This is a genomic window from Shewanella sp. (assembly GCF_041630135.1).
Classification (GTDB): domain Bacteria; phylum Pseudomonadota; class Gammaproteobacteria; order Enterobacterales; family Shewanellaceae; genus Shewanella.
Genome location: NZ_JBFKLW010000088.1, coordinates 1 through 12,697, shown reverse-complemented (window position 1 = coordinate 12,697; position 12,697 = coordinate 1). Strand labels below are relative to the sequence as shown.

Below are 12,697 nucleotides of genomic sequence, written 5' to 3'. Positions count from 1 at the left end.
TTTGATGGCAGCCGCAGCGAGCTTGTCAGCGACTGATAGCTTTTTAAAACCACGTCTATAATTCAGAGAAACTGACCAAGCCAATCTGAGTTATGCCATTGAGAATAGTGCTATTGTTTGCGCTGCTTTTCCTGCCCCACAGCGGGCAGGGAGAGTATGGCAAGCACCTGACGCTGGTCGCCACCGAACTGCCCCCCTTCTATTCCGATACGCTTGCCGACAAAGGTCCGGTGGCCCATTTGGTTATGCAGGCGCTGGCACGGCGCGGCTACAGGGTGGAGCTGAAGTTCTACCCCTTTATCCGTGCCACTGCACTCATCAAAGCGGGCAAGGCCGATGCCATTATTGGCCTCTGGTATCGGCGCGAGCGGGAGGCATGGGCGGAATACTCAGCGCCTTTGCAAGCGGTCGAAATTGGCTTTCTGGCCAGAAAAGATGCCCAAGTGGCGTTTTCTGATCTCGGTGAGCTTAAAGGAAGGCTGATTGGAATAAGCCGGGGCTACGCCAACCCACCTGCCATAGCGACCAATGGCCTTCGCACCGAAGAGGCGGACTCGGATGAAACCAATCTGCGCAAATTGCTGCTGGGGCGGGTGGATTTGATTGTCATCAGCCGCCATGTGGCGACCTATCTGATTGAGCATGGCTCCGCCGAATATCGGGGCCAGTTTGAGTTTGTGGGCGACGTGCTCGCCACCGAAGTGTTTCATTTGGGGGTAGCCAGAAATCGCGATGCACAGGATCTGCTGATAAAGGACTTTAATCAGGCCATTACAGAAATGCAAAAGGATGGCTCCATGGCTGCCATCCTCTCCAAATTATCCACGGAACTGAACTAAGAAACCGCCGAAAACGATGATCAGCGCGGCCGCTCCTCATCCAGCTTTCGGGCATCGGCAGACATGAAGGTGCCTTCCTCAGGAACACACTCAAACACCTTTTTGGCATACACCCGAACACCCACGGCGGCCATAGCGCTGTTTACCACACGCGTACCGGCAAGATTGCGCATCGATTGCCTGGTATTGGCTGCCGGCCAGGTGTAACTGTATATTCCCGCCCCGACATTAGTGTCGATAAAGCACTTGAACGTTGTCAACCGATGTACGTCATCCCGACTGTCGCTCATGCTCTGGGCACTCGCCACCAGGCTAACGTTGGCAAGCAATATCAATAACAGAGTGTTAATTCGCATAATAATAAATCTTCTCAGTACTCATACCGCCACCAATGCATTTCTTATCACCGGGCGGACAGCCATCGCAATGTTCGTTATTGTTCTCGCAGCGGGTCTTCACCATCAACTCAGGTGCTTTCCCCACCCCAATCAGGTACATGGCTTTACTTCCCGGTACCACCAATTGCGGGGTATCCGGCACACTTTCACCCATTTCCAAATAGGTTTTATCGTAAGAACGAATGCCACGGTGCAAATCAAATCCATAAAGATATCCCTTGCCGGCCACCAGGCATTGATTGCCGGCATCGCCACCACTGCTTCCCGGAACATATGAGGTAAAAAATACCCGCCCACGAATAATGGTTCCTGACGACAAGCTCTTTTCGCCCTTTCTGCTGAAGTCGTAATACCAGCCGCGATGCTTACCGAAGCGCACTTGCTCCTCTGTGGTCAGCGGAGGTGAGTCGGTAACATCGTAGAGATCTGCCAGCTTCAGCGATGATGGCGGCTCCCTGCCTTTATTACTGCCATCAAATGAACGGATCCCGACATTGCGATCCTGCAGAGTAAAAAACATGTCTTCACGCTGGAGATCCTGAGGAGCTGGCCGCATTCCACTGCCTACTACCACAGCATCGTAGGGGATGCTTTTGCTGACAAGCTCGGTGCGGGTGCGACCATTTTCATGACGGGTGTATTCAGATAAGTTATTTAATACCGTTTGCGCCACGACCGGGCCGGCGAAGAAGCGTCGGTCTGAAGCCGTGGCCACGCCGCCAAGCGCTGCAAATTTAAAGGCTGACCAGCGCTGGTTTGCATCTTTGGGATCTGCCCCCGGTAAATCCATGCGCCACACATTGCCACCTGTATCGGTGGCATAAATACGATCCGTGAGCCCATCACCGTTTGCATCGAGAATCGCCACCTCATTGGGAATACTGTCTTTGATGCCGGGCATAACCGTCATACTCGCCCCATTGTTGGGGCCAAAACTGTGCACCAAACTACCGGTGGCTGCATCAACGATAAACACTGCCGTGCCAAAATCATCAGGGGTGCCCACCCCAGTGATATCCTTATTTGACGGACTGTAACCGCCACCGAAAATCAGCACAGGAGCGGAGGCCCGACCGGGAATAAAGGTGACCACCGGCTTGGACCAGCTTTGACCAAGCAAGTCCATCCCCGGGCTATTACCGTCGATACGCCACATAAAAGAGGGAGAATCCGGGTCGGTAATATCCAGACCATAGTAGGCGTTACCACCACGGCGCAGCCCAAAAAACAACCACGCCTTCTGAATGCCTGCTGCTGAAGTCTTCACCCAGGCTACCGGTGAACCATCAATACCGTACACAGAGTGACGCCCCGATGGCAGGTTATCCCTCAGCGTCGCCTGCTTTGGCAGCATTTCCCAGGGCATATATGCCCAGGTTTCCGACACGCTGTTACCTTCATCTTTAAACATGTGCAGCACGCCGTGATTAGTACCCACAATCACACGGATATCAGGCGACTCTTCACTGCCAAAATTAATTGCAAGGGGTTTGGAATGGAGGGGATCGCCCATCACATCGGCACGCATCTCGGTACGGTTACCGTTATCGTTGTCATCATCAACATCCATGCCCAGGGCCCAGTTGATTACCTTGGCTGATTCTGTGGTGTCTACCCCCAGCAATGCCGCCAGCGCGTCATCACCGCCAGCCTTGGTGCTTGCGGCATTCAATGTAAGGACTTGAAGTCCATTGATATCTGACAGTAGCTTGCGATCTTTGACCTGCATGCGTTGCAACATACCAGCCACACCGCCACGACGCACATCATTGCCATCGCCGCTGGTGCAATCAGTACTGTTACTCCAATGAGAACATGCGGTTTTAGCGATATTACCGTCACTATCAATCACAACCGCCTTATTGGCATCAACTATGTCTCCACTGCCTGTGACTTTGAATTTCTTCAAATTACCACTCCAACGGGGCCCCCGATTGGGCAAAAACATTGAATAGTAAACAGAGTCAAAGGTTTGAATACGGTTAAAGTTATTACTGGCCACCGAAGGAGAAGTGAAACTGGCACTTTTTTCGAGAATATTTTTAAAAACCTGCATCAATGATTTCTGTAAATCATCAACCTCAGTGGCATCGTAATACTTCCCGCCCCCTTTTTCGGCGGTGTAACGCAATAGCCCCGCTGCCGACGCAGCTCCCTGACTGAATCCGATGGTATAGGTCGATACGCTCTGAGTCCCTGTTCTGTTTGGATTAACATCATGGGTATTCATCCAGGAGGCAAGCGAGCTTAAGTAACTGGCCGGCGCGTCTGTGTACGCATCGACGCCACCGGTCAGCCGCAGCACCAGGTTGTTGGCGTTGGTATCGCGGGTGGGCTCTCCATCGGTGACATACACAACGTATGCGCGATTTTGGCAATCTTTAAAAGGCGATTTGTAGTTACTGCCATCGATGGCATCTGTGTCCCGATAGGGCTTCTGATACGGATCGTCATCACCAAACCACACTTCGGCACCCGCAAAATAGCGATACGCCTCATAGAGCGTTTCGCAAAGTGGTGTCCAGGTTGTACCGGAAACGGGGATAGTCGTCAGCAAATCCTTTTTGTAAGCCGCTGTAGAGGGTTTAATAGCGGAAACAATTCGACCTCCGTCATCGTACCCCTCATAAGCATTGCCATTAAACACAGCCAAACCAAAATCTACCCCCGGCGTCGTCAGAAGGACGTTGGTTATGGCCTCTTTGGCAATATCAATACGGGTGCGGTTCACCTGTTGTTTTTTCCCGTGAAACCAATTCAGGTATTCCCGGGTATACAGTGTTACCACCCTGCCACTGCCAAAACCGGTATTCATGGCCTTTTCCAGTGCAGTGGCCTTGTCTGAATTTTTACTACGTGAAGATACACGGTAAAAAGGCGCTGGGTTACCGCGTCGCCCCTCACCGTCTACAGGCAAACCATCTTTATACACACTGCCGTTTTCGTAGTTTTGGTCCTGTATGTCCTCGAAACACTCCACCATCCGGATACCGGAGCCATCACCGCGGGGGAATTCCTCCCAACTGCCTGTTTGACCGCTGTAGACATACTGGCGCATGAATCCGGTAAACACGCCATACTTTGCCAAAAAGTAATAGGAGCTGGCACAGGCATTCAAATTAAAAGTGAAGTAGCGCTTTTCAAACGCATTAGCAGGATTGGGAGGAACGTCTGAAGCATTCAGCGTGTAATAAATCCGCTCAGTTGCCACCACCTCATCGTTATCGCTGACAAATGATGGATTCACGCCATACACAGTGGTGTCCATGCTGCCGGAGTTATCAAAAATCACCAGCACCTGAGGACGCTCATCGGAACGCCCAGACGATTCGTATACGTACAAGGAAGTATCATCGGCACGCAGCAAACCTGATACCAGCACAACTGACAGGACCATTCCCCTGTAACTCAGTGGTAGCAAACTGCGTTGAACACCCGCAATGGCAGACTTGCCCGATACAGCAACAGCCAACAAGAATCGCCGGAACAGCCAAATAACCATGAAAACCCCAACAAAAGACCACAAGAACAAGCAAGGCAACCTACACTCCATGTGGTCTGACATCAGTGATAATCATCTGTAAAAAATCACTATTCAGCATCCATCGCTAATCTATTGCGAAATTGCGATATTTAAAACGAATCAATAATTAAAAAATCAGTGTGGTACACGAACGCGTTAAAATGCAAGAAATTTCAATGCAGCAAAAAATAATATATTACTTACATATACTTAATATTGATTACACAGCATTTTACTGAACATCATCCAAATTAAATAAATCAACCCAATAATACATACTTTCAGAATGGCGTCCGCTAAGTTTCCTATATGGTTCACTCGCTTTGCCCCTATACAACGCCAACAGTAAATCCATTTAATCTGCCCCTGTTGCAGAGAAGATGGTTAAAGTACAATGTGGGATAAAACAGGGAGTTTGAAACAAAAAGGACATTCGATGATTCGAAAGCGGATTTTAACACTGCTCCTTTGCAGCACAGCTTTTGTACTGCAACCACTGCTTGCTACCGAACCTTCCAAGATCCGTCTTGCCGCGGAAGATAGCTGGCCTCCCTTTGCCGACTCGAGCGGCCATGGTCTGTCTCACAGATTGGTAAAGTTAGCGTATGCCACAGAGTCCATTGAAGTTGAATCTGTGGTTGTACCTTATAATAGGGGCCTGCACCTCACCGAACAGAGTAAGGTTAATGCCGTCTTTAATGTGGCCAAGCAGCAGAGCACCGAAGGCCGGTTTCTTTTTGGAAATGAGCCCTTGTTTATCGCTTCAGCCTCCTTCTATCAACTGACAAAACGTGAGCCGATTGCTGCCGATAAGTGGTCTCTGCCCCCTGGCATCCGTGTAGGTATTATGCGCGGATATGAATATGGTGATGAATTCGATGCACTACCCAATATTGTGCTCTGGGTTGCCGACAATCAGTACCAACTGCTTAACCTGTTGCTGACCCACAAACTGGATGCTGTGGTGATGTACGACAAAGTCGCCGCTGAATTTTTAGCCTCCACCGGAGTCGCCAGTGAGGTTTATCCGGTTTTCAACAATCACACCAGTGAACTGTATCTGGCGTTCGACAAGAATTCCGCCAGTTCCATCCCACTGGCAGCAGCGCTCGACAGAGGACTTAGACGTTTGAAACAGAATGGCGAATATCAGAAACTATTGGCACAAATAGGTCACGCCACAAAAACGCAATAAATCATTGCTGGCTGAACTCACTTTGCCAACCACAACCTGAAGAGAAACAGATGCCACACCCCGGATTTGAGCATGCCATCGAGCATAGTTTTACAGTGCAGATTTATTACGAAGACACTGACTTTTCTGGCGTTGTTTACCATGCCAACTTTATCAAATACTTTGAGCGGGCCCGCGAGCAGGTTATAGGCGCCGGTTTTCTTAAACAATTATGGCAAAATCAGGGAATTGGCTTTGCGGTATACCGATGTGACATGGTCTGTAACGAGGGCGTCGAATTTGCTGACCTGGTTAGTGTGCGCAGCAAAGTGGTCATTGAAAGCAAGTATCGCACCTTGTGGCAACAGGAGATTTGGCGTGATGGCGGAACTCGCCCTGCTGTGAGCGGATACATCGAAATGGTCTGCCTGAATCAGGCTCGCCAGCTAACGCCCATGCCCACCGTACTGATGGATAATCTCGGAGCCTGAATACCTAAGAATTCAGGGGACCGCTCCGTTTTGTTATACCCAGTCTGTCCAGATCCATTTCCAGCTCCAGTGCCCGCATGGGTTTGGCAAAAAACTCACCTTGAATAGTATCAGCCCCCAACTGCTTGACCAGACTGCGCATGGCGGCTGTTTCAACCCCTTCTACTGTGACTTCAAATCCGAGACCTTTAGCCAGCTGAATACTGGTTGCCATCACGTTATGGCTGCGGGCGTGGGTTAGCGCCCCATCGAGGAAGGCCCGGTCAATTTTCACTTCGTCAGCCGGTAAGTCCTTCAGGTAAGCCAAAGAAGAATGGCCAGTGCCAAAATCGTCTATCGCGACCTTAACCCCCAGTGACCTGAGCTGATTGATATTATCTGTGGCTTTAGCCGGGTTTGACATCAACGTACTTTCGGTAATTTCCAACGCCAGCACCTCGCCGGACAACTGATAACGAGCCAGCGCATTGGCAACCAGGGATGGCAGACTGCTTTCCTGCAAATCTTCCACAGATAAGTTAACGGCAACCCGAATAAAAATGCCTTCAGCTCGCCAGCGCACCTGCTGCATCAGTACCTTTTCCAGCGCCCAGGCACTGACCAAATCAATCATGCCGGCGTATTCCGCCAGGGGAATAAATTCACCAGGAGAAATCAATCCCAGCTCCGGATGTTCCCAGCGGATCAAGGCTTCAACCTGTTCACAACCACCACGGTGCAATGACTCCTTGGGCTGATACACCAGATACAGGTGATTCTGTGCCAACGCCTTGGGCAGACTATTGATGATTGATAACTCCCGGCGCTGACTGACGTCGTCACCCTGCTCGTATCCAGCTACCATATCCTTTTGACTGCGGGCGCGTTTCAAGGCCAAATCGGCCCGTCTGAGCATCTGACTGACATCGGCATGATGTTCATCCAGCTGCACAAAGCCCATTTGAACCCGCACTGAAACCGGTGTGTCGTGGATATTGAATGGTTGTTGCAGCAGATGCTTTATGTCCAGCAGCGCCTGTTCACTCAGGGTGTGATCAAAAAACAATAAAAACTCATCACCATTCATCCGCGCCAATTGACGGGGCTTTTTTGGCATTAACCGGAGACGATCGGCAAAGGCGTGCAGCAGCTTATCGCCAAATACAAACCCAAAGAGATCGTTCACATAGCGAAATCGATACAGGTCAACCAACACCAGGGTGCCGGTCGTCACCGGCATGGCGTGGGTCATGGCCCGTTTAAAGCCAACCCGATTGGGTAATCCGGTCAGTTTGTCCTTGCCGCTGCTGCTTGGCGCATGCAGTAACAAATGCTGAATGGATTGATAAAGAGGAAAAAACGCTTCTGGTATATGGGAGATATTAAGCGGCTGTCGTTGTTCCGTTTTACTGGCAAGTTCACGTTGTAAATGATGCAAAAACAGTTCATGACTGCGGGACTGACGATACCAAAGCCACCCAAGCAGCAGGGAACAGACGCCAAAAAATGCCGCTATATAAATCATGAATTAAACCTTACCAATGAGTATCCCCCACTTTTATTATTGTCAGATGACTCTTTTTCAATGGCAGTTAAAACCCTGCCATTGCTGTGGATTACTCGTAACTTGCCTTGATTGAATGATAGCTGTCAAGGAACGCATCACCCGCCAAATCATCGGGAGTCACAGGTAACCCACGCTCGGCAAAGACTTCCAATCGCTGCTCAAGCTCACTGCCTGCACGCAATTCGCCACTGTAGAATGCAGCTGCACGAATGAAATCAAGGTAGGTCACTTTCTCTGGCAGGTAGGGCAAATCCGCCCAACGCTCTACTACTTCCATCACTTCCGGTGCAAAGTCCCAGCTCTTGAGTACCGCGCGGCCAATGGGGCCCTGCATTTTGCGCACCAAGGAACGCAAATGCTCAATGGTCGTAAATAGCTCGGGATGAGCCTCAGCCTCGGTCAATACCGGCAAGGCGCCAATGTTATGCACCAGTCCCGCCAGCGTCAGGGTGTCGTAATTAAGGCCACTACCAGGATGTTTTTTATTATAAATCTGCAGCATGGCGCAGGCAGAAGCTGTTACATCAATAGAAGTGCGCCACACTTCATCCATCACTTCCCACACCATTTCGTTGGTGGAAATAAACAGCTGCTCCATGGCAACCGAGGTGGCAATGGACTTAATTTGTGTCAGACCAATACGGGTAACGGCCGAATTAATGTTTTCAGCAGGTACGCCGCGGCTGTACAACGCACTGTTGGCAACCTTAATAATACGGGCAGAGATCGCGGCATCCTGCCCAATAATTTCAGCTACTTGCTTAAGGCTTGAATCAGGGCGACCCACCACTTCCTGAACCCGCATAGCCACTTCAGGCAATGTCGGCAATACCAGAGCGTCATCCTTCAGCTTTTTAAGCAATCCGACCAATAACTGGTGCTCGTTCGACATTTTGGCTCCCATTCGAAAAGGTAATTCTGATTATCATTGCAGTATATCATTCTGAAGACGCTGACGAAGTTCAAAATATCACCACATGATGACATAAGCGCAACATTTTAGCTTATTCATCAGCGAATGCCCTACTGAAGTACTCAGATTTGCACTGAGGGGTTATCATTGAGTAAAATGCGCCCCCGCATTTCGCGACTCGTTAACCATTTTCTTCGGGAATTACTATGTTCAAACCTGAGCTTCTGTCGCCGGCAGGCACACTGAAAAACATGCGCTACGCCTTTGCCTACGGTGCAGACGCCGTTTACGCAGGCCAGCCAAGATACAGCCTGAGGGTACGCAACAACGACTTTAAACTGGAAAACCTGAAGACCGGTATCGAAGAGGCTCACAGCCTTGGCAAAAAGTTGTATGTTGTGAGCAACATTGCTCCCCACAACGCCAAGCTTAAAACCTATCTTGATGACATGGCTCCTGTGGTCGCCATGAACCCGGATGCCCTGATCATGTCCGACCCGGGTCTTATCATGATGGTGCGCGAAGCTTTTCCTGATCAGGTAGTACACCTGTCGGTACAGGCCAACGCCATTAACTGGGCCTCGGTAAAATTCTGGCAGTCTGTGGGTATCAAGCGAGTCATTCTTTCCCGCGAACTGTCGCTGGATGAAATCGAAGAAATCCGTCAGCGCTGCCCGGACATCGAACTTGAAGTGTTCGTACACGGTGCCCTGTGCATGGCTTACTCCGGCCGTTGCCTGCTGTCTGGCTATATCAATAAGCGTGACCCGAACCAGGGCACCTGCACCAACGCCTGCCGCTGGAAGTACGACGCCCACGAAGCCACCGAAAACGAAGCCGGTGACGTGGTTGCCATCCACACCCCTGAAAGCGCTGTGCAGCTGGAAACCCCAACCCTGGGCAATGGCCCTGCCACAGACAAAATCTTCCTGCTGCAGGAAGAAAACCGCCCCGGCGAATATATGCCAGCGTTCGAAGACGAACACGGCACCTACATCATGAACTCCAAAGATCTGCGTGCCATCCAGCACGTGGAGCGTCTGGCCAAAATTGGCGTGGATTCATTGAAAATTGAAGGCCGTACCAAGTCGTTCTACTACGTGGCCCGTACCGCTCAGCTGTACCGTCAGGCCATTGAAGATGCCGTGGCTGGCCGTGGTTTCGATCCGCACCTGATGACCCGTCTCGAAGGTTTGGCTCACCGCGGTTACACCGAGGGCTTCCTGCGCCGCCACGTGCATGACGAGTACCAGAACTACGACTATGGCTACTCCATCAGCGACAGCCAGCAATTTGTGGGCGAGTTTACCGGTAAGCGCAACGAAGCGGGCCTTGCCGAAATCGATGTGAAGAACAAATTCATTGTGGGCGACAGCGTTGAGCTGATGACCCCGCAGGGCAACATCAACCTGACAGTAGACACCCTATACAACCGTAAGGGTGAAGCCGTGGAAGCGGGTCTGGGTTCAGGGCACATGGTATACCTGCCGGTACCTGCTGAAGTGGACGTAAAGATGGGCGTACTGCTGCGCAACCTGCCAAGCGGTAACAACACCCGTAATCCACATGGTGACGCTGAAGTTATCCCTACCAAGGCGGAATAACCTGCTCAACATCCTCATTAAGGCTGCAATAATTGCAGCCTTTTTTATTGCTGCAACCAAAGCCACCAGCATTATTGGCAGCGCAGGAAGACCAAAAAATAGCCACTTGAAATCTTCCGCCTCTAGAGTAAGCACACTATTTCACAGTGCAATGCCCACTGCAGCGGGCAAAGGTGCATTTTTACAAACAGCTCAATATATCAATAAATAAAAATTCAAATGTTCAACATATAAAGTCAACCACACACCAACGAAAGTGCCTAAACATCAATAGTTAAGTAACTATTTATTCTACTGCCATCCTGTTTATGCAAGCGAAAAGTCTGCTGTTATCACAAGGCGGCACAAACCCAGCTTATAACAGAGAAATCCCCATGAAAATGGACTGCCAAAACTGGGAAAACACCGGTTTTTATCATTAAATTCACACAAAAGTTTCATATAAACATAGCATTAACATTCATTATTCCTGTGGCATACTCGCGCCGCGAAAGCACCTCAAAGGGACTTGCAAGCCATAGGGCCGGAAGCCGATAACAATAATTGCGAGACCAACTAGGATGAAAATGAAAACTACCATGACCGCGCTCCTGCTGGCCGGTCTCAGCGCTCAGGCCCAGTCTGCGCTGCTGATAAGTGAAGTACTGTACGATGCCCCCAATAATGACAGCGTTGAGGAGTTCATTGAGCTTTATAACTCAGGTTGCGAATCCATAGACCTGAGCCAATACCAACTGAGTGACAACAACACCAGCCTAAGCCTAAGCGGCACCCTCGCCCCCGGCAAATACTACACCCTCGCCATCAATGCTGACGGATTCAATAATCTGTTTGGCAGTGCGCCAAACTACGCACCACTGCCCTTCAGCCTTGGGAACTCCGGCGACTTTGTTAAGCTCACCCGCGGCACCGAGCAGGCGGATGTTGTGGCATGGGAAGGAGGCCTGAGCGGCTGGACCCTCAATGTCAGAGACATTTCCCTTGAGCGCACTACAGTACAGAATACCCAGTCCCAAGCCGATTGGAGCGCAGCCAGCTCAGCCGGCACTCCGGGCACCGGGGAGCTCGCGGCCTGTAACACCACGCCAGTACCTGACAACATGTTAACCAAAGGTGATGTACGCACCAGCTTAAGCGCTGCCAAGGGCCAGGCTCTGGCCTTTATCGCCGATATTCCTCAGTCGGCCACTAACCTTGTTATCAAGCTCTCCGGCGGCAGTGGCGATGCGGATCTGTATGTGCGTCAGGGTGCCAAGCCCACCCTCACTCAATATGATTGTGCGCCTTACCTTGGCGGCAACAATGAACAGTGTGATTTCGCCACTCCAACCGCGGGACGCTGGTATATAGATGTGCAGGCTTACAGCAGCTTCAGCGGCGCCTCTTTATCGCTGGACTACCAGCAAGACAGCACAGGCGGCAGTGGAGGAGAGACAGGCGGTGGAGAAACCGGTGGCGGCAGCGAACCGGATCCGGCCGGTTATAGCTTTAATACCTACTACGCCCAAGCCATAGGCAAAAGCGGCACTGAGCTTAAATCCGCGCTCAATCTCATTATCCGTGGCCACACCCGCTACAGCTATGCTCAGGTGTGGGATGGTTTGAACTATTCCGACGAAGATCCCGCCAACCCCGATAATGTAATTCTGCTCTACACCGGTCGCTCAGAGCCGAAAACCAACCGGGCTGGAATGAGCAGCTCTCTGGATGCCTGGAACCGCGAGCACGTTTGGGCCAAGAGCCATGGTTTCCCCGACAGCAGCAGCCATGCCTATACCGACCTGCACCATCTGCGTCCTGCCGACGTAACGGTAAACAGCAGCCGCAGCAACAAAGACTTTGCCATGGGCGGCACGCCACTGGACGAAGCCCCGGCCAACAGTACCGACAGCGACAGTTTTGAGCCTGCCGATGCGGTAAAAGGCGATGTTGCACGCATGCTGATGTATATGGACGTTCGCTACGAAGGTGATGCAGCCAGCGCCACGCCGGATTTGGTGCTGGTGTCAGGTATTACAGGCAGCGAGCCAAAACTTGGCGATCTGTGCACCCTGCTTGCCTGGCACAATCAGGATCCGGTCAGCGACTGGGAACGTCGCCGCAATAACCGGGTGTACGAGTGGCAGCACAACCGCAACCCCTTTATCGATAATCCGGATTGGGCGAACACCCTGTTCAGCAGCAGCTGTAACTGACACATCAGAATTAC

Annotated in this window: 10 protein-coding genes; 6 read left to right on the top strand and 4 right to left on the bottom strand. The window is 51.0% G+C overall.

Annotated elements, in window-relative coordinates; genetic code table 11:
* Positions 1-92 precede the first annotated feature (92 nt).
* Positions 93-839, top strand: a complete 747-nt coding sequence (locus ABYK60_RS17305; protein ID WP_372873250.1) for a substrate-binding periplasmic protein — start codon at positions 93-95, stop codon at positions 837-839.
* Between the two features lie 20 nt (positions 840-859).
* Here ABYK60_RS17305 and ABYK60_RS17300 read toward each other — a convergent pair whose 3' ends face one another.
* Complete coding sequence (locus ABYK60_RS17300) at positions 860-1,195, bottom strand: TapY2 family type IVa secretion system protein (RefSeq protein WP_372873249.1); 336 nt, start codon at positions 1,193-1,195, stop codon at positions 860-862.
* Positions 1,185-4,739 carry a pilus assembly protein gene (locus ABYK60_RS17295; protein ID WP_372873248.1) on the bottom strand — a complete coding sequence of 1,185 codons (3,555 nt, stop codon included), beginning with the start codon at positions 4,737-4,739 and terminating at the stop codon, positions 1,185-1,187. The genes ABYK60_RS17300 and ABYK60_RS17295 overlap by 11 nt, the downstream gene beginning before the upstream one ends.
* Before the next feature lie 457 nt (positions 4,740-5,196).
* Here ABYK60_RS17295 and ABYK60_RS17290 point away from each other — a divergent pair, with 457 nt between their 5' ends.
* On the top strand, positions 5,197-5,955 hold the full coding sequence (locus ABYK60_RS17290; RefSeq protein WP_372873247.1) for a substrate-binding periplasmic protein: 759 nt from the start codon (positions 5,197-5,199) through the stop codon (positions 5,953-5,955).
* Positions 5,956-6,005: 50 nt separating this feature from the next.
* On the top strand, positions 6,006-6,425 hold the full coding sequence (locus tag ABYK60_RS17285) for a thioesterase family protein (RefSeq protein WP_372873246.1): 420 nt from the start codon (positions 6,006-6,008) through the stop codon (positions 6,423-6,425).
* 4 nt (positions 6,426-6,429) lie between these two features.
* On the opposite strand, the gene ABYK60_RS17280 is transcribed toward ABYK60_RS17285, so the two are convergent.
* Both ABYK60_RS17280 and ABYK60_RS17275 read right to left on the bottom strand, forming a co-directional pair.
* The gene (locus ABYK60_RS17280) at positions 6,430-7,929 is read right to left on the bottom strand and encodes a putative bifunctional diguanylate cyclase/phosphodiesterase (RefSeq protein ID WP_372873245.1); all 1,500 of its coding nucleotides are present in this window, start codon (positions 7,927-7,929) and stop codon (positions 6,430-6,432) included.
* A gap of 91 nt (positions 7,930-8,020) precedes the next feature.
* A complete protein-coding gene (locus tag ABYK60_RS17275) occupies positions 8,021-8,863 on the bottom strand; it encodes an HDOD domain-containing protein (RefSeq protein WP_372873244.1) in 843 nt (280 codons plus the stop codon).
* A gap of 227 nt (positions 8,864-9,090) precedes the next feature.
* Here ABYK60_RS17275 and yegQ point away from each other — a divergent pair, with 227 nt between their 5' ends.
* The 3 genes from yegQ to ABYK60_RS17260 all read left to right on the top strand — a co-directional run bounded on the left by yegQ (position 9,091) and on the right by ABYK60_RS17260 (position 12,683).
* Positions 9,091-10,488 (top strand): tRNA 5-hydroxyuridine modification protein YegQ, encoded by a 1,398-nt coding sequence (gene yegQ, locus ABYK60_RS17270; RefSeq protein WP_372873243.1) that lies wholly within the window; start codon positions 9,091-9,093, stop codon positions 10,486-10,488.
* The gene (locus ABYK60_RS17265) at positions 10,451-10,699 is read left to right on the top strand and encodes a hypothetical protein (protein ID WP_372873251.1); all 249 of its coding nucleotides are present in this window, start codon (positions 10,451-10,453) and stop codon (positions 10,697-10,699) included. The genes yegQ and ABYK60_RS17265 overlap by 38 nt, the downstream gene beginning before the upstream one ends.
* A gap of 349 nt (positions 10,700-11,048) precedes the next feature.
* A complete protein-coding gene (locus tag ABYK60_RS17260) occupies positions 11,049-12,683 on the top strand; it encodes an endonuclease (protein WP_372873242.1) in 1,635 nt (544 codons plus the stop codon).
* The last annotated feature ends 14 nt before the right edge of the window (positions 12,684-12,697 follow it).

Coding starts and splice junctions, on each gene's coding strand:
- ABYK60_RS17305 (WP_372873250.1), top strand. CDS start 93: ATGCCATTGAGAATAGTGCTATTGTTTGCGCTGCTTTTCCTGCCCCAC.
- ABYK60_RS17300 (WP_372873249.1), bottom strand. CDS start 1,195: ATGCGAATTAACACTCTGTTATTGATATTGCTTGCCAACGTTAGCCTG.
- ABYK60_RS17295 (WP_372873248.1), bottom strand. CDS start 4,739: ATGGTTATTTGGCTGTTCCGGCGATTCTTGTTGGCTGTTGCTGTATCG.
- ABYK60_RS17290 (WP_372873247.1), top strand. CDS start 5,197: ATGATTCGAAAGCGGATTTTAACACTGCTCCTTTGCAGCACAGCTTTT.
- ABYK60_RS17285 (WP_372873246.1), top strand. CDS start 6,006: ATGCCACACCCCGGATTTGAGCATGCCATCGAGCATAGTTTTACAGTG.
- ABYK60_RS17280 (WP_372873245.1), bottom strand. CDS start 7,929: ATGATTTATATAGCGGCATTTTTTGGCGTCTGTTCCCTGCTGCTTGGG.
- ABYK60_RS17275 (WP_372873244.1), bottom strand. CDS start 8,863: ATGTCGAACGAGCACCAGTTATTGGTCGGATTGCTTAAAAAGCTGAAG.
- yegQ (WP_372873243.1), top strand. CDS start 9,091: ATGTTCAAACCTGAGCTTCTGTCGCCGGCAGGCACACTGAAAAACATG.
- ABYK60_RS17265 (WP_372873251.1), top strand. CDS start 10,451: ATGGTGACGCTGAAGTTATCCCTACCAAGGCGGAATAACCTGCTCAAC.
- ABYK60_RS17260 (WP_372873242.1), top strand. CDS start 11,049: ATGAAAATGAAAACTACCATGACCGCGCTCCTGCTGGCCGGTCTCAGC.